The sequence below is a fragment of the Alkalicoccus halolimnae genome, assembly GCF_008014775.2.
Lineage (GTDB): Bacteria > Bacillota > Bacilli > Bacillales > Salisediminibacteriaceae > Alkalicoccus > Alkalicoccus halolimnae.
In genome coordinates this window covers 220,693-236,980 of the sequence record NZ_CP144914.1, presented here as the reverse complement: position 1 = coordinate 236,980, position 16,288 = coordinate 220,693, and the positions used below count along the sequence as shown (strand labels likewise).

Here is a 16,288-nt window from a genome sequence, read left to right as displayed (position 1 = left end):
AAACCCAAAAAAATCGGCTTATAATAAAGTTTACAAAAAAACTTCCTTCAGCTTATGGGACTTATTTAAAAAGTAATTTTTATGTAAAGGCTACCTTGAAAATAAAACAGATAAGCAATGAATGGTCGCTTTCGTTTCCATGGGGGCGCAGGGCCGGCCTCAGCTAATCCCTTCCTCCCTGCGCTCGGTAGGAATGGATCTTCAGCTCGGCCTTATTCGCCCCGGAGTCGCCCCTTGTCCACTCCAGCCTCCGGTAAAAATGATAGAGAAGTAACTGCCATCCAACAAAGAAAATCCTTTCTTGAAAATCATTCATACCACCTTTATAGTGGGAAATTCCATTCTTGTAAAAGGGCATTTTCATGCTTCATGGTGCAAAAATATTTGGATGGGTGTCTCTGTTAAAGCTCCGTATTGTTTTTGAAGGGCCTGCGGATCCTCCGCCTGCCGCAGAGAAAGCATGCGGCTTCCCTGTCGTCCGGGAGGATCTTCCCGCTTTCTTTTTCCGCAGGCGTCTTGAAAAATCGTCTTGGCACTGGTTTCTACTTTTGTATCTTCTTGATTCAACCAGTGGGCTTTCTGTATTGGAAAATCAAAACGAAGCGGAAACCGGCGGACGCCAGTGGAAGAAGGAGATTGGAAGATCCCGCAGGGCGCAGCCCGAGTTATCATGAACGAAACTGGCACCCTATCCGTAAATACGTAGGTTAATCGGGTATAGAGATCTGTAAGAACCTCTTATCCCATCAGAGCTACATTACGAAAGGAGCCAGCTTATCATGAATGATACCACAAAATTTGTTGGTCTGGACGTCTCCAAGAACACGATTGCTGTTGCGATCGCCGATGCAGGTCGAGATGCTCCTCGCTTTTGGGGCACCATCCCGCATACGGTAGAAAATGTTCGAAAGTTGATGCGTAAACTCGGTCCATCGGATCGTCTGCGTGTCTGTTATGAAGCCGGTCCTACGGGCTATCCATTGTATCGGCTGCTACTCTCTCTCGGTATCTCTTGTGACATTATCGCCCCCTCTCTCATTCCCCAACGACCGGGTGAGCGGGTGAAAACAGATCGTCGGGATGCGCTTCGGCTCGCACAGCTGTATCGTGCCGGAGAGTTAACCTCGATTTACGTGCCGACGGAAGCAGATGAAGCACTGCGCGATCTGGTGCGTTGCCGGGAAGATGCAAAAGAAGATGAACTTCGGGCCCGTCAAAGGTTGAGCAAGTTTCTCCTGCGCCACGAGCTTCGACCGCCGCAAGGCGTAAAGCGCCAAACGAAAAAATACAGAGAGTGGTTAGATACACTGAAGTTCTCTCAGGATACCCTGCGGGTCGTTTTCCGGGAATATTACCATCAGCTCAAGGAAATGGAACTACGCGTGCAACGGCTGGAAGACGAAATCTATACCCAGTCGATCCAAGGTGTGCACGCCTCCATGATTCAGGCACTTCAATGCCTCAAAGGGGTGGCACTCATTACAGCCATCGGAATTGTCGCAGAAATTGGGTCCTTTCATCGGTTCCGCACTCCCGGACAATTGATGGCATACGCTGGCCTCGTCCCCTCCGAATACTCGAGCGGAGAACGGCGGAATCAGGGAGGCATTACGAAAACCGGCAATCGGCATATACGTCGTTTGTTGGTGGAGGCAGGGTGGAGTTACCGCTATTCCCCGGCGGTCAAGGGAGACTTGAAAAAGCGACAAGTTGGCAGTTCTCCCGCAGTGCAGTTGATCTCCTGGAAAGCGCAAAACCGGCTTCATAAAAAATTTTACCGCTTGCTCTCCAAAGGAAAAGAAAGTCACAAAGCCGTTACTGCCGTCGCTCGGGAACTCCTTGGTTTCATCTGGGCGATCTCTCGAGAAATCGACCCGTTGCCACCCGCCAGTGACCAAATGTAATGCGTTTCTTCTCGGAAATACACCCGATAGATGAGCCCAGGGCTCGAAGGCAAAGGGGAAAGACCGGTAAGGAACATCCACGTGCTTCCTCTGTGCTAGTCCGGCTTCACCGGATGAACGCACGTCCCGAGTTAGTGGAAACGTCCTTAATCCGGAAAGAGACCATGTGAGAACCCACGGATATCAGAGTGCGAACCGTCGCCACTATTTTTGCCTTCGTGCCGTGTGCTTACCTTTACGGGCACGCCGAAAGAAAAGAGGAGGAATTCAAGCGATCCGAAAGAACACGAAAACTTGAAAAAGAAGCCGAAAGGCTTTGGTTCTTTAAGTCGGGCAAAATGTAATACCAATGGCAAAGGGAGTTCTTCTCTTGACAGTTTCGTTCATATCAGGAAGCTGGAAAACTCCTCCACGGCAGGCCTGCCGGGTTGAAGCGAAGTTTTCTTATATATATCAACAACAGCTTTAACAGAGCTTTTGTAAAAAACGAAGCGGGCTGCATTGGGGCAGCCCGCTTTAGTGTGTATTATTCAGATTTAGGTACCACAAATTCATGGATCAGCTGATTAACGATAGCCGGCTGCTCGTGATTCACCCAGTGGGTCGCCTGGCCGACAAAGATCAGCTCTCCATTTTCACAAAAATCGATACTCGCTTTGGCTGTCTCCGGATGAAGAAAGGAATCTCCTATTCCCCAGATTATCCGCACCGGCACCTTGATTTTTGCCTCACTGACCCTTGCATAACGCAGGGCCCGGTACCAGTTCAGCATCGCGGTCAGCGCCCCTTCCTGCGACCACGCTTCCTTATAATGCTCCATATCTTCTTCTGTGAACGCCCCTTCCCTCCCGGAAGCGGCGATGCCTTTTTTCATTTCTTCAAAATCATTCGTCCGAAAGATCTTTTCCGGCAGCCGCGGAATTTGAAAAAACAGCATGTAGGAGCTTTTCAAAAGCTGAGGCGGATAGCGAAGCAGTGCTTTCCTGGCCGCTCCCAGGTATGGAACGTTTACGATGAGGAGCTTTTTTACAAATTCCGGCTTCGTTGCCGCCAGATACCACGCAACGACACCTCCCCAGTCGTGACCAAATATAACTGCTTTTTCCCGTCCGGAAGCTTCAATTAAGCCGGTAACATCATCGCGAAGCTGATTCAGCTCGTAGTTTTTCACACCTTGTGGCTTATCGCTCAGGTTATAGCCCCGCTGATCCGGGACGATAACCCGGTATCCGGCTTCCGCCAGCGGTTCAATCTGGTGCCGCCATCCATACCAGAATTCCGGAAATCCATGGAGCAGAATGGCGAGCGGTCCGTCTTCCGGTCCAGCCTGAGCTGTGTGGAGGGTGATTCCGTTTGTTTCTACATAATGAAATTCTACATTTTCCAGCATAGTCTACTTCCTTTCCTGCGTTTTACCTCTCCATTACCCTTTCCTGTTAAAGAAATAACCGTCCTGGTTTTCTTTTCTAACGGCGTTCCATCAGATTCAGGCCGAGTCCGATGAAAATAACGCTCATCAAAAGCAGAATCGAAACAGACAGCATCGTAGAGGAAAGAGGAACGGCGCCGTAGGTCACGCCAATCAGCAGATCCATGCCGTGCTTCAGCGGGACGAATCCGGCAGCCTGCTGGAGAATTTCTGAAGTGACGATTTCAAGCGGCCAGAAAGCTCCACCGAGCATGGCGATACTGACAGAGACAAGTGGAATTACTGCGTCGAGCTGTCTGTAGGTTCGGACAAGGCCGCTCAGAAGCACTCCGAGTGATACGACTGCAAGCACGTAGGGAACGAGCACCAGCAGTGCTGGAATAAATCCCCCGTGAAAATCCACCTGGAACAAAAACCGGAACAACAGAAAAATGATCAAAAGCTGCCCCATGCCGAAGCAGAAGGCAAAGAGAAGATGCCCTGCGTAGAGCTGGACCTTCGACAGCGGCGACAAAATAATCCGGTCCCAAGTTCCTTCCTGGCGCTGACGTACGATTGTACTGAGGCTTATTGAAATGGAATAAATGACGAAAAAGAGGCTGAACCCAAACAGCGGATGCAGGGCGGGATCATACTGAAAAGCAGCATCTTCCTCACCTGATGTCACCTGAAATCCGAGCCCCTCTTCCTGCACCCGGCCGGCAAACACCGCTTCTTCTTCCCCTGCAGCCTCCGCCCCCCGGGATAAAAGCTGCTCTTTTGCATACAGCTGTATTAGCGAAGCTTCTAAAGCCGCCACTTCCGGAGCTTCGTACATTTCCAGCATCGAAAATGTATGTTCATTTAAAAGAAGTGCATAAGGCGGGTTGTTTGTCCGCAGCTGCTGCTCGACCGCTTCCTCATCTTTTACTGTAAGTGTGAAATTCTCCAGTTCTTCGGAAAAAAGAGCTGCACGGTCTGTCAGTTTCTGCGGCGTCATATCTTCCGTATAAACAGGTACTTCAAGCTGGGAGGAGCCCCCGCTTCCAAGGACAGCAGCAAACAAAATCGTCAAAGCCAGGGAACCCAGAAACGAAAGCGGATGACGCTTCATCAATCTTCCGTATTGATACAGTACAGCTCTCATTTATCTCGCCCCCCTTTTCGGAAACAACAGCGCCGCTGCTGCAAGAAGACCCCCGGTGAACAGAAGGATAATCAGCAGGTTATTTCTTATGAGTTCCCCGCTGCCGCCTCCCATTACAGCAAGCAGGCTCTGCATCGCAGCTCCGTTTGGAAGGAGCCGCCCGAACGCGGTAAACGTATCGGAAAGCTGGCTGACATTAAAGAAACTCCCGCCTGCAAATGCCATGAGCGTTACCGCCGCAGAACTGAAAAGATTGGTGAGATGCGTATTGTTCAGCCGGTAATTCAAGGTGGTCAGAATCGTGGAGAAACCACCTACGGCAGCGCTCATCGCAGTCATAATCAGCACCGTGAGGAAAATATCCGGAAATACGACGCCAAACGCCAGCCTCGCAAACAGGAAAATGAGTCCCATCTGGATAAACGCAAGCAGCATCCCCGCTGTTCCTTTACTCAGCACGTAGAGAAATGTTGGTACATTCGCAGTCAGCACCCGGTCAAACACGTGTGTTTCTTTTTCCGTAAACGCAGAAGAAGCGATAAACACCGCGGTATAAAGAACAAACATCACGGCAATGCCGGCAGTATAGTAGTCAAAAGAGGTGATCATCGTCCGTCCTTCTATCTCCCGCGGCTCTAAAAATGCAGCTTCCTCTTCCGCAGCCGCTTCTTCCGGTGCAGCAGCTGTTTCTTTTCGGATATTCACCTGGTCGATAAAGGAAGCCGTGATATCTTCCATAACCCCGGCTCTCATCCCGGAGTCCCCTCTTACCTGCAGCTCGAGATCCGGAACGTTTTCCACACTTTCTCCGAGAAGCATATGCGACCAAGAAGCTGTCCGGAAATCTTCCGGGAACGTCCAGACACCGTCATACCCACTCTGAAGATTCTGCTGGCTGTTATAAGTCGTCACCGTCACCATTTCGTTCAGCGCCTCGGAAGCAAGCATATCCTGAAACCGGTCCGGCAGAGAAATTTCCCGGGCCTGCGAAAGCAGTTCCTCCGCTGCTTCTTCCGGGTAACCTTCGTTTTCAAGCTGTTCAGCAAACGAGTCGAGCGCTTCTTCTGTCGTTTCCGAATCGACGATCGCCGCCTCGATCTCCAGCACGCTTCCTGCTCCGGGGTTCTGCAGCCCCTGAAGAGCGAGTCCCAGAATAGTAATCAATACGATCGGCATAAGCAGAAGAACGAGCAGTTCATTGCGGTCTCTTTTCAGCTGGATTATATCTTTCTTGATCATCATCCAAAACATCGCTCTCTCCTCCTTAGTTCCGAAGCGTACGTCCGGTCAGATGCAGGAAAACGTCCTCCAGTGTGGGAGATTTCACTTCCACCGACTGCAGTTGAACCCCGGCTTCCTGGGCAATTACAAAGATATCTCCGAGAACTTCCGTGTCTTTTTTGGCAATCAGCGTGACGGCCGCTCCCTGATGGGTGACGCTTGAAACAAGCGGGTGAGCCTGAAGACGGTCAAGAATGCCGTTCGCAACGCGGCTGAACTGGACAACGATAGTGTTTTCCTGAGTCAGAATCGCCTGCAGTTCTGCCTGTCTGCCGCTGGCAATGATTTCTCCGTGATCCATAATGTAGACCCGGTCACACAGATACTCCACTTCTTCCATGTAGTGGCTCGTGTAAATAATCGTCATGTTTTCTTCCCGGTTCAGGCGGCGTACGGTCTCCAGAATATAACTTCTCGACTGAGGATCGATTCCGACGGTCGGTTCATCCATAATCAGAATCTGCGGATGATGCAGCAGGGCTACAGCAATATTGATACGCCGTTTCATCCCGCCCGAATAATTTTTAACGAGATCATCCGCGCGGTCGGTCAATCCGACTATCTCCAGCACTTCGGTAATTCTTTTCTTGAGCGTTTTTCCTTTCAGCCTGTAGGCGCGCCCAAAAAATTTCAGATTCTCCCGGGCGGTGAGATCCTGAAATACCGCAATCTCCTGCGGGACCACTCCCAGAAACCGGCGGATACTGCCCGGATTTTTCGTGACGGAGATATTGTTGATGGTTACTTCTCCCTCTGTCGGCTTCACCAGGCTCGAAATCATTGAAATCGCTGTTGATTTACCCGCTCCGTTTGGTCCAAGCAGGCCGACAATCTCCCCCTGCTCGATAAAGAAGTGAACTCCTTTCACGGCTTCGTGATTTTTAAATGATTTACTGAGATTTACCGCTTCAATCATCGCCCGCATCCTCCCCTGTTATCTGTTACCTGTAGTATGAAACAAAACACTCTGCTGTGGATGTAGCCCGGGTCATCTTTTCATTGGAAAAAGTATGACCTGCGTCATGATTTCAAAAAAACGCCCCGCATTTTATACGAGACGATTTTTCAAAGCATAGATCGCAAGCTGGGTCCGGTCTCTCAGCTCCAGCTTATCGAGAATGACGGATATATGATTTTTCACGGTTCCCACCGATAAAAACAGTTCGGCTGCAATTTCCTGGTTGCTCTTTCCTTCACCGATGAGTGCTGCAATAGACACCTCTCTTTTTGTCAGCGGGATCTCGTTTTCATCCGGCCCCCGAACAGGTCTCTCCCCCATCAGTTTCGGTACGATGCGGCCGGCCACCCCTTCATCGAGACTGATCCCGCCTTCCACTGCCTTTGTCATAGCAAGCAGCAGTCTCGATGCATCGGCATCTTTCAGCATGTAGCCTTTTGCCCCGTAGGAGAGTGCTTCGAGCGCATATTCATCGTCATCAAACGTCGTCAGCATCAACACAGGGAGATCCGGATAGTTTTTCAGAATGTCTCTGGCTGCTTCGAGTCCCGTCATAACCGGCATTCGAATATCCAGTACAACGAGATCGACAGCATGCGGGTGCGCTGCTTTCACCGCCTCTCTTCCGTCCGCAGCTTCCTCGACGACCCGGAAGGTACCTGCTTCCTCCATCATCATTTTCAATCCCTGGCGGACGATCGTCTGATCCTCTGCAAGCAGAACGCGGTAAGGCCTCATTGCAGTTCCTCCTTTTTAAGCGGAAACTTTCCTTCAATGATAAATGCGGCTGTCCCTGCCTCTGACCGGAAACTTCCTTCGAGCGCCTGGAATCTTTCCCGGAGCCCGAGCAGGCCTGACCCTTCTGTTTCCGCTGTTCTTTCATGGAGCCGGTTTTCCATTTTCATATGAACCTCCCGTCCGGCAAGGAGACTCAGCATAATCCACACTTCCCGCGTGCGGGCGTGACGCATCGCATTCGTCATTCCTTCCTGGATAAAACGATAAATAAGTACGTTCTGTTCATTCGTGAGCGGAGCAGAAAGAATCCCTTCTCTCGTTTCCAGATGCACCGTCATGTGCGATTCTCGCTCCAGCTTTCTCAGCAGATACAATACGGCATTCATCCCTCCGGGCAGTTCTTCCGATCGGAACTGACGGACGGCCTCACGCGTATCGTTCAGCGCACTGCGGGCCGACTGCTTCGCTTCCCGGATCGGTTTTTCCAGATCAGCATCCGCTGTGCTTCGCTCCATCATTTCGAGCTGCATAACAAGCGAAGTAAGCTGATGTCCGACAGCGTCATGTATATCTCTTGCGATGCGCACTCTTTCCTCCTGGCGTACTTCTGTGTCCTGATCAAAAAGCTGCCGCTTCATCTGCCTGTACTGCCGCAGTGCTTCCGCTGTTTTTTCCTGCATATGAAGGTTCACTGCTTTTTCCCTGGTCCATAAATACAGCGCAAAACCGAGTGAGCACAGGCTTAGAAGATAAACAAGCGCCGCTCCCTGACTGCCGTCATTCAGAAACATCACCGGTACGAGACCGGCTCCAGTCAGAACCGGAAGCACCCAGCGGTCTCTACCCATTTCCGACGCTCCTAAAAAAAGCAGCGCCGGGTATAGAAGAAAACCGGTGAGCCCTTCCTCCTGAAAAAAAAGTACGTGAACCCCTGCATAGAAAGTGGTCATGAGAGAAACGGCAAAGCTCTTTCGTTTCCAAAGAGGGAGGGAAAAATAAACGAGCCAGAATCCGGCCGCTCCTGTATAAAAAAGTGGTTCCGCTGCCGGAATTGCTGTGATCTGAGTCAGAAGAAGCAGCCAAAGCAGCAGAAGAACGCCCGTCTCAGCAATATAACGTCCCATAACCCGTCCCCCTTTTCTTTCATTATAACGAAAATAGGAAATAGAACCTACACGAAATTAAAAAAAGACAGCCCCCGTGGGAGCCGTCGCTTCTAAGCTAATTTTCTATTGATATAATCTTCATAAAGCTCTGCTTCCTTCTTGCTGAACAACACAAAACGAACCACATCGACATTTTTGAGACCGGTCAGTTTCCCCAATACTGCCGGTACAGCGACATCGAGCGCTTCTTCGAACGGATAGCCGAAAGCTCCGGCTGATAAGGCAGGAAAAGCGATGCTGCTCAACTTTTCTTTTTCTGCCAGATCAAGCGCTTGTTCGTAGCAGCTTCGTAAAAGATCATCTTCCGGCTTATCCCTCCCGTAGACCGGTCCGAGACAGTGAATCACACCGTCATTGGGCAGTTTGAATGCCGGGGTAATGACCGCTTCTCCAGGAGAAATCGGAGCGTACTTGTCTCCGGCAGCTGCCAGTTCCGGCCCGGCAGCCCGGTGGAGCGCTCCGGCCACGCCTCCCCCGGTAAGCAGTTCAGCGTTCGCCGCGTTAACAACTGCGGCTATATCATGCTGAGCAGCGATGTCTCCATGAGCCACTTCCAATGTTTTACCGTTCACTTCCCACTGCATGATTTCACCTTCCTTATACGTTTTATTAATTTATTCGTCTATTAGTCAAGGATGGTTTTTCCGCTTAGAGTCATACCTTTGCAGAACGGTTTTTGAACCTGCCCATTCGCAAACTATAAAAAAGAAGATAGTCCGCAAAGCAGTGGGACTATCTCCTGAAATACGTGCGGCTCTCTCGTATTAGTTGTCTTTCTTAAGGTTTTCCTTCACATCGCCTGTTTTTTCCTTCGCTTTGCCTTTTGTTTTTTCGCTCTTTCCTTCACGCTTCATTTTTTCGTTATTTGTCGCTTCTCCCGTCTTTTCCTTGGCAACACCTTTTGCTTTTTCACCCATGCCTTTTGCTTTATCTTCCTTTCCTCCTGCCATTAGAGAAAACCTCCTTTCATTATTCAAATAATACTGTTTAGTAGGTGGAATTCCCGGTTTATGTAAATGGCAAACCTTCCCCTCTCTACTGCAGCTTCAATACCTCAATGATATAGTCCGCTGTCTGCGGCGGGGTGAGTTTATCGGTATCGACACGAAGGTGATGGGAGCTGTAAATCTCTTTTCTTTCATAAAAAAGATCTTTGATTTCGGGGACACTGAGTTTCTGCAGGATCGGCCGTGTATCAATAAGAGTGTGCATTCTCTTCTCCCATACCTCCCAGGACGTATCGAGAAAGATGACAGTAGAGGTGTTTAAGCAGAGCTGCCTTATATCTTCACGAAGAAACGCTCCCCCTCCCATGGAAAGAATTTTCCCATTTTCTTCAATATAATATTTGATGAGTTCTTTTTCTTTGCTGCGAAATGCTTTTTCTCCATGTTCTTTAAATATCTGCGTAATCGGCATCCCAAAAGCCACTTCTATTTCCTTATCGATATCGATAAAAGGACGTCCGAGTTTTCTTGCTGTTTCTTCTCCTATAGTTGTTTTTCCAACGCCCATAAAGCCTATCAGTATCAGGTTTTTTTCTCCTGCGATATGTTTATTTTCCATCAAAACCTTCCTTTCTCTGCTGCAGCTGTTTTACTTCATGAGCGGCTGCAGCGCCTTCAGTCCAAGTGTGTAGCTCTCTATTCCAAAGCCGCTTATCTGCCCCTGGGCGATATCGGCAAATACTGATTTATGCCGGAATGCATCTCTTGCATGAATATTCGATAAATGCACTTCGACGAAAGGTACTTCCAGAATATCCAGAGCATCACGGATCGCGTAGCTGTAATGAGTCCATGCTCCGGCATTAATGATCACTCCATCCACTTTGTCTGTGAATCCCTTGTGAATACGTTCCACCATCTCTCCCTCACTGTTTGTTTGAAACGTTTCTATATTCATATTCAGATCTGCTCCTGTCTCTTGCAGCCTGCTGTTAATTTCGTCAAGCGTCACCGTGCCATAGATTTCAGGGTCGCGTTTTCCGAACATGTTAAGGTTAACGCCTTGAAGCACCACTATTTTTTTCATGCTTTCACTCCTTCTTATGCAGTTTTGAGCTATATTATGGCCTCGCAGCCCCCGTCAGGCGCACAATACTTATGATTACTGTCCTTTTGCAGGAAACTGTATTGAAAGTATATAGTTTTGTCCTTTCTCCCGTCAATTTAATAAAAAGCCAAAGCTAAAGTCAATTGCTCTATTTCAGTGCTTTTGCAGCTTTTTTCTTCACTTGCTGCGGAGAAAGACTTTACCTGTCTCTCCTTACGTCCGGGAAAATCTTCAAGCTTTCTTCATTTCCGATGACGTCTCGAAAAATCGGCTTGGCTTTCGTTTCTAAAATCATAGAAACTTCTTTCATAAAAAGCATACCTCTTTTTCTATCGTTTACAAAAATGAATCGAAAACTGGCCCGTGAGGAAGGAGGTAGGAAGATCCCGCCGAACGAAAGTCCACCCGGTTATTTCCTTCATGCAAGGTCCTTTGCAGTGAAGCTTCTTAATAACAATTAACAACGAACATTAACAGCGCTGTTCATAGAAAAGAAAAGCTATAACAAATTCAGTTTATAATCTTACTTTTTTTGGTATTTTCATCCCTTTTTATTCATCACTTCGGCTATAATAAAAGCAGATGCCTTTTCATTTTTTCGTTGAGGGAGGGACCGGTATGATCACCATGACTGATGTTGGTAAAGTGTACAAAAGCGGTGAAGTGGAAACCCATGCCTTAAGGCACGTGAGCGTAACGATTGAAGAAGGGGAATTTGTCGTTATTCTCGGTCCGAGCGGAAGCGGCAAAAGTACACTGCTTAACGTCATCAGCGGCCTGGACTCTGTGAGCAGCGGCACAATTTACTTCCGGGATAAGGAACTCACCCGTCTCTCAACTGATCAGATGACAGTCTTCCGTCGGGAACATCTTGGTTTTATTTTTCAGCAGTACAACCTGCTGCAGAATTTGACGGCTTACGAAAATGTACAGATCGGTGCCGACATCGGCAGCGCTCCCCTGGATGTGGACGAACTTCTCGGAAAAGTAGGCCTCAGGGAAGCTCGGGACAAATACCCTCATCAGCTTTCCGGCGGGGAACAGCTCCGTGTTTCCGTCGCCCGGAGTCTCGCCAAAAATCCGGATATTATTTTCTGCGATGAACCAACAGGATCTCTTGATGAAGCAAACTCAAAAAAGGTGCTGCGACTGCTTCAGGAACTGAATGAAGACTATAAAAAAACGGTCGTCGTTATTACTCACAATACCGGTATTTCGGAAATGGCGGACAAAGTAATTAAGATGAACTCCGGGGAAATTACCGACCTGCGTCATAACGCTGTGAAAAAAGATGCCCAGGATATCCGCTGGGGTTAGGAGTGGGAGCATGCTTCTGAAAAATGTGCGGAGGACCCTGTCAAAAAAGTGGATGCAGCTCACAGCCATCAGTATCATTATTATTCTCAGCTCCTTTATTTACACTATGATGTTTTACGGTATCAGCGGCATTGAAGAACCGACAGAAACGTTTCTGGAGGAGTATAACCAGGAAGATTTCGCTGTGGAAATGATGAATCAGCTGACCGAAAGAGAAATCCAGACATCCGAAGACGCTGCCTTTTCCGAAGAGGGACTGTTTACGCTTCATCACATGAAGCAGGCTGACGACGCTTTTTTCTACGAGCTGATGGAAGAGAGAATCGAAGCGTTCGAGGAGGAAAACGATGGAACCCGCCTGGAGCTCCGGGAGATAAAAGAAATCCATTTTGACGATCCTGGTGCCGGCCATAAAGCAATGGCGCTCAAGGATTCTGAAACGATTAACCGCTCCTTTATTCAGGAGGGCCGGAAACCGGAAGAGGAAAATCACATCGCTCTCACAAAAATTTACGCCGATAAAAACGGACTCGATATTGGTGATTCTTTTACTCTGCACGGAGAAGACTATACGATCACAGGATTTGTTCTCTTTCCCGATTACACACTGCCGATGTTCGACGACAGTTTCACACTGGATACCGGCATGCAGACGCTTTTTCTTTTCACCGACGAAACCTACGAAGCATTGAGCGAAGATGAAGAGTTCCGCCTGGCAGGCATCTGGACGAACGCCGAAACAGCTCTCACCTATGAAAGCGGAGATACGGATTTCGTAGTCCAGATCATTGATACCGAGACGAACTTCCGTAGCGGAGCCATTTATGACGAGCTATCCAGCGGTAAAATCATGGCTCTTGGCCTGAGCATCTTTATTGCTTCCATTGCTGTTATTATCGTTTCCTTGATGATGCATAACCTCCTGCAGGCAGAAAGAGGTCAGATCGGCATATTGAAAGCACTCGGGTACAGCCGGACAAAAATCGCTCTTCCTTATTATCTCTCCCTGATGCTTCTTGCTTTTTTTATGCTCGTACTCGGGTACATTTTCGGTTTTCTTTCTGCTGAACCGCTGAAAAATCTGTATCTGGAATTTTATCTGCTTCCGGAAGTACCTATTGCCCAGCAGCTGGAAGTCTTTTCTGCGGCGATTCTTGTCCCTTTCTTTTTCTTTGCAGCTGTTTCCGCCCTGATTATTTCCCGTATCCTCGGAGAACAGCCGCTGGAACTGCTTAATCCGAAAGAAAGCCATTCCATCAATTTCCTCACCCGTTTTGTCAGCAGAATGCTCCGTGGTGCCCGGGGATCAGTGAAATTTAAATACCTCCACGCTGTGCGGAGTACAGGCAGTTTTCTCATCTTTTTTCTCGGCATCATGTTTGCGACAATTCTCATTCTTTTTGCTTTTATGATGAACGGCATGATGGAACGCCTGACGACCGAACACCTGGAAAAAACCGGCTATCAGTATGAAGCCTATCTGGACCCTTTAAGTGAAGCACCGGGTATTCCGGAAGACGCGGAGAAATTTCTCGTATATCCGTATGGCTCTTTTAAAGGGGAAAACGTAGTTCTTCAAGGCCTGGAACCTGGCAATGACCTTCACCACCTTTACGACGAAAACGGGAACGATATTACCCGGGAAATAGAAGACGGCGTTGTCATTTCCGAAACAATGCGCATGAAATTCGGAGTCGACATTGGAGATACCATTCTGATTGGGATGGATCAGGAAGAGGTGGAAGTCACTGTCCGGGGAGTGGCGGAGGAATATGTTTCCGACAAAGTTTATTTTGCCCGGGAAACGCTGAGTCTTATTCTGACGGACGAACAGTCGGCTGAACTTTACAGCGGTATTTATTCTCTTTCCTCCCCTCCAGATGCAGATTTTGCAGCGGTTATCAGCAAAGAGGGACTGATTGATCAGAACGAGTCGCTGGAAGGCTATATGTATCTGATGACAAACATTATGGTCGGCGGTTCCGGCATTATAGCTGCCAGCATTTTATTTGTCCTTACTTCTTTCACAGTCGAAAAAAACTACTACGCGATTTCCCTGTTGAAAGTCATGGGCTACAACCGTCGTGAAGTCAACGGCATGATTTTAAACAGTTACTTTGTCTACGCACTGCTTTCCTACCTGATCAGTATCCCGATCGCTCTTTTAATACTCCGGCTGATGGTCGCCTTTTTTGCCGGTTACGGGGTCATTCTGCCTCTCCGGTTTGAACCCGTATCCCTCGGTATAACGCTTGGCATACTGCTGCTTATTTTCTTTATAAGCACCTACCTCAGCCGCCGGAAAATTAACCGCATCCCTTTACAGGAAGTGCTGAAAAAATACCATGAATAAGGAGCCTCATGCGCTCTTTAATCCATACTCAATGTAAACTCGGACAATAAAAAAGGAGCTGTTCCGGGCGCCAGCTCCTGAAAACTTCACAGGGAGGCACCGGAACTCTCCTGGTTATAAGTGGAGCGGAAGTATTCCAGAACCTGCTCCCATTGCTGCTCCTTTGCGAGGAACTGTTCATCGTTATAAATCAGATAATAGGGGTACTCCGTAAACTCTTCCGATTGCCCGAACAGCTCCATCTCTTCAGCAGGGAAGAAAGTAACCCAGATTCTTCTGTCACTTTCCTTATAATTTTTTATTTCGTCGGACATTTCTTCCCTTTTCATGAATTTTTTCGCTTCTTCACTGCCTCTGTCCGCCACAAAAAGAATGAGGTAACCGCTCCCGTAGCCCGGGGGAAGCGTACTCAGCACAAAATGATGAAAATGATCCATATCGAGGGGTTCCACCCGAATTTCTTCCGCATGATACACCGGCAGAAAGTCGCGGTCGTACAGAATATAATTATCCCTTCGAGAACTAATTTCGCGGGTGAACTCTTCTTCCGTCTTCACCTGTATAGAAGCGGTTGTGTTCATCTCAAGTCCGCTGTCTCCCAGATTCACTTCTTTTTCTCCTTCGTTTGAAATAACTCTCGTCCTTTCAGTAAGCAGCAGCTGATAGGCTTCCACTTCATACGTTCTCCGGTCCAGTCCGTTGACGTCGATCATTTTTATTTCTTCTCCCCCTTCGCTGTCTTCAACGAAAACGGTAATAACGTTTTCCTGACTCAGGGAACCGAGATTTTTCCCGGAGATATCATACTCCTTTTCCAGCGTTTCTGCTTCCTGCCCTCCACATCCCGGTAACAAGAAAATGACGACGGCTGCAGCCAGCAGAATTATTTTCATTTTGTCCACCCTTTTCACCTGTAGTTAATAACGATAACAGAGGAGGTCCATTTATTTATATATGTGCTTTCTCGTACACTCAAGCTCGTTATTTACTCCTTTCGTAAACACAAATTGGTGAATATCCAGCCCTCCCAGCCGGAAAAAAGCCGCAGAGGACTGGAGATACAGCCGCCACATTTTCACAAACCGTTCGTCGTGCATCTGCTCGATCCCAGGTACATGTTTTTCAAAGCGTGAAGCCCAGCTGTCAAGCGTTTTTGCATAGTGAAGACGCAGACTCTCCACGTCCTGCAGATAAAGCTCATAGTCAGGGAAAAGCGAAATAATTTCACGGACAGACGGAATATGTCCTCCCGGAAAGATATACTTTTGAATCCACGGATCTACCGGCTGTTTTTTCCGGCGGGTAATCGTATGCAGCAGGCTGACTTTTTAAGGTTTTAACAACTTTTCGATAATTTTCATGATCTTTCCATCCATATACGCTTCGCCGAACGTGATGCTCGGCTCTATTACGAAACATCCAGCAGCGATCTATTCAGTAAACATCAGCGTAAAAGCCGGGGTGCCTTTCCCATACTTTTTCCGAGTGTGGTTCCAATAGACAATGTTAAAGGAAATTTCCGGATCAAGCCGCTTGAAAAACTGATGCAGCAGCTGTTTCTGTATCCCCTCACCCCCCTCCGCATTTTTTCAAAAGCAGGCGGCCGAAGACTATATAGTAGTTTACTTTTCCTCTATTCGATAGAAAGTAATCCTCATTATTACAGTTAAATGGCTTTTTTACCGGCTGAAAGGTGAATGATGAATTCGGGTGCTGGAACGATGAATTACCGCCCATTCAGGCCCGTTAAAATCAGTTACCCCCCCCCATTTGAGAGTAAAGGTCCTTATTGAGAGTAAATCCCTTTGAAAAATCAGTTAATCGCTGTTTGTGCAGAGTAAAATCCCGCTATTAAGAGTAAAGAAGCTGGCAGTCTTTTTGATTTCGAAAAAGACGAATCTGCCACAAATAGGCAGGCCTCTTCTGTATAATAGAAGGTAGATATTTACTTTCACACGAGG

The 16,288-nt window shown here is 48.1% G+C and carries 16 protein-coding genes; 4 read left to right on the top strand and 12 right to left on the bottom strand.

Annotation, left to right across the window (positions count from 1 at the left end):
• Window positions 1-362 precede the first annotated feature (362 nt).
• Both FTX54_RS01155 and FTX54_RS01150 read left to right on the top strand, forming a co-directional pair.
• Window positions 363-674, top strand: coding sequence for a hypothetical protein (locus FTX54_RS01155; RefSeq protein ID WP_338485214.1), 312 nt, complete (start codon window positions 363-365; stop codon window positions 672-674).
• Between the two features lie 105 nt (window positions 675-779).
• On the top strand, window positions 780-1,904 hold the full coding sequence (locus FTX54_RS01150) for an IS110 family transposase (protein WP_147805360.1): 1,125 nt from the start codon (window positions 780-782) through the stop codon (window positions 1,902-1,904).
• Between the two features lie 526 nt (window positions 1,905-2,430).
• On the opposite strand, the gene FTX54_RS01145 is transcribed toward FTX54_RS01150, so the two are convergent.
• The 10 genes from FTX54_RS01145 to aroQ form a co-directional block, all read right to left on the bottom strand.
• A complete protein-coding gene (locus tag FTX54_RS01145; RefSeq protein WP_147804632.1) occupies window positions 2,431-3,291 on the bottom strand; it encodes an alpha/beta fold hydrolase in 861 nt (286 codons plus the stop codon).
• Window positions 3,292-3,370: 79 nt separating this feature from the next.
• Entirely contained in the window at window positions 3,371-4,459 is a 1,089-nt protein-coding gene (locus FTX54_RS01140) for an ABC transporter permease (protein ID WP_147804512.1), read from the bottom strand.
• On the bottom strand, window positions 4,460-5,710 hold the full coding sequence (locus tag FTX54_RS01135; RefSeq protein ID WP_147804513.1) for an ABC transporter permease: 1,251 nt from the start codon (window positions 5,708-5,710) through the stop codon (window positions 4,460-4,462).
• Window positions 5,711-5,723: 13 nt separating this feature from the next.
• Entirely contained in the window at window positions 5,724-6,656 is a 933-nt protein-coding gene (locus FTX54_RS01130; protein ID WP_147804514.1) for an ABC transporter ATP-binding protein, read from the bottom strand.
• Between the two features lie 132 nt (window positions 6,657-6,788).
• Window positions 6,789-7,436 (bottom strand): response regulator transcription factor, encoded by a 648-nt coding sequence (locus FTX54_RS01125; RefSeq protein WP_147804515.1) that lies wholly within the window; start codon window positions 7,434-7,436, stop codon window positions 6,789-6,791.
• On the bottom strand, window positions 7,433-8,560 hold the full coding sequence (locus tag FTX54_RS01120) for a sensor histidine kinase (protein WP_147804516.1): 1,128 nt from the start codon (window positions 8,558-8,560) through the stop codon (window positions 7,433-7,435). The genes FTX54_RS01125 and FTX54_RS01120 overlap by 4 nt, the downstream gene beginning before the upstream one ends.
• A gap of 92 nt (window positions 8,561-8,652) precedes the next feature.
• Window positions 8,653-9,186 carry a macro domain-containing protein gene (locus FTX54_RS01115; RefSeq protein ID WP_147804517.1) on the bottom strand — a complete coding sequence of 178 codons (534 nt, stop codon included), beginning with the start codon at window positions 9,184-9,186 and terminating at the stop codon, window positions 8,653-8,655.
• A gap of 180 nt (window positions 9,187-9,366) precedes the next feature.
• The gene (locus FTX54_RS01110; RefSeq protein WP_147804518.1) at window positions 9,367-9,552 is read right to left on the bottom strand and encodes a CsbD family protein; all 186 of its coding nucleotides are present in this window, start codon (window positions 9,550-9,552) and stop codon (window positions 9,367-9,369) included.
• A gap of 85 nt (window positions 9,553-9,637) precedes the next feature.
• Window positions 9,638-10,168: a shikimate kinase gene (locus FTX54_RS01105; RefSeq protein ID WP_147804519.1), complete on the bottom strand. Its 531-nt coding sequence runs from the start codon at window positions 10,166-10,168 to the stop codon at window positions 9,638-9,640.
• Window positions 10,169-10,198: 30 nt separating this feature from the next.
• Window positions 10,199-10,636 (bottom strand): type II 3-dehydroquinate dehydratase, encoded by a 438-nt coding sequence (aroQ, locus tag FTX54_RS01100; protein ID WP_147804520.1) that lies wholly within the window; start codon window positions 10,634-10,636, stop codon window positions 10,199-10,201.
• A 639-nt stretch (window positions 10,637-11,275) separates the two neighbouring features.
• Between aroQ and FTX54_RS01095 the strand changes: the two genes are divergently transcribed.
• Together FTX54_RS01095 and FTX54_RS01090 are read left to right on the top strand one after the other, a co-directional pair.
• Window positions 11,276-11,974 carry an ABC transporter ATP-binding protein gene (locus FTX54_RS01095; protein ID WP_147804521.1) on the top strand — a complete coding sequence of 233 codons (699 nt, stop codon included), beginning with the start codon at window positions 11,276-11,278 and terminating at the stop codon, window positions 11,972-11,974.
• Window positions 11,975-11,984: 10 nt separating this feature from the next.
• Window positions 11,985-14,327, top strand: coding sequence for an ABC transporter permease (locus FTX54_RS01090; protein WP_147804522.1), 2,343 nt, complete (start codon window positions 11,985-11,987; stop codon window positions 14,325-14,327).
• Window positions 14,328-14,413: 86 nt separating this feature from the next.
• On the opposite strand, the gene FTX54_RS01085 is transcribed toward FTX54_RS01090, so the two are convergent.
• Together FTX54_RS01085 and FTX54_RS01080 are read right to left on the bottom strand one after the other, a co-directional pair.
• Entirely contained in the window at window positions 14,414-15,220 is an 807-nt protein-coding gene (locus tag FTX54_RS01085; RefSeq protein ID WP_147804523.1) for a hypothetical protein, read from the bottom strand.
• Between the two features lie 51 nt (window positions 15,221-15,271).
• Complete coding sequence (locus FTX54_RS01080) at window positions 15,272-15,634, bottom strand: class I SAM-dependent methyltransferase (protein WP_281285257.1); 363 nt, start codon at window positions 15,632-15,634, stop codon at window positions 15,272-15,274.
• Between the last annotated feature and the right edge of the window lie 654 nt (window positions 15,635-16,288).

What these genes read in the sequence shown, in the direction of transcription:
- FTX54_RS01155 (WP_338485214.1), top strand. Translation starts at nt 363, where the DNA reads ATGCTTCATGGTGCAAAAATATTTGGATGGGTGTCTCTGTTAAAGCTC.
- FTX54_RS01150 (WP_147805360.1), top strand. Translation starts at nt 780, where the DNA reads ATGAATGATACCACAAAATTTGTTGGTCTGGACGTCTCCAAGAACACG.
- FTX54_RS01125 (WP_147804515.1), bottom strand. Translation starts at nt 7,436, where the DNA reads ATGAGGCCTTACCGCGTTCTGCTTGCAGAGGATCAGACGATCGTCCGC.
- FTX54_RS01105 (WP_147804519.1), bottom strand. Translation starts at nt 10,168, where the DNA reads ATGGAAAATAAACATATCGCAGGAGAAAAAAACCTGATACTGATAGGC.
- FTX54_RS01095 (WP_147804521.1), top strand. Translation starts at nt 11,276, where the DNA reads ATGATCACCATGACTGATGTTGGTAAAGTGTACAAAAGCGGTGAAGTG.
- FTX54_RS01120 (WP_147804516.1), bottom strand. Translation starts at nt 8,560, where the DNA reads ATGGGACGTTATATTGCTGAGACGGGCGTTCTTCTGCTGCTTTGGCTG.
- FTX54_RS01115 (WP_147804517.1), bottom strand. Translation starts at nt 9,186, where the DNA reads ATGCAGTGGGAAGTGAACGGTAAAACATTGGAAGTGGCTCATGGAGAC.
- FTX54_RS01085 (WP_147804523.1), bottom strand. Translation starts at nt 15,220, where the DNA reads ATGAAAATAATTCTGCTGGCTGCAGCCGTCGTCATTTTCTTGTTACCG.
- aroQ (WP_147804520.1), bottom strand. Translation starts at nt 10,636, where the DNA reads ATGAAAAAAATAGTGGTGCTTCAAGGCGTTAACCTTAACATGTTCGGA.
- FTX54_RS01110 (WP_147804518.1), bottom strand. Translation starts at nt 9,552, where the DNA reads ATGGCAGGAGGAAAGGAAGATAAAGCAAAAGGCATGGGTGAAAAAGCA.
- FTX54_RS01140 (WP_147804512.1), bottom strand. Translation starts at nt 4,459, where the DNA reads ATGAGAGCTGTACTGTATCAATACGGAAGATTGATGAAGCGTCATCCG.
- FTX54_RS01090 (WP_147804522.1), top strand. Translation starts at nt 11,985, where the DNA reads ATGCTTCTGAAAAATGTGCGGAGGACCCTGTCAAAAAAGTGGATGCAG.
- FTX54_RS01135 (WP_147804513.1), bottom strand. Translation starts at nt 5,710, where the DNA reads ATGTTTTGGATGATGATCAAGAAAGATATAATCCAGCTGAAAAGAGAC.
- FTX54_RS01130 (WP_147804514.1), bottom strand. Translation starts at nt 6,656, where the DNA reads ATGATTGAAGCGGTAAATCTCAGTAAATCATTTAAAAATCACGAAGCC.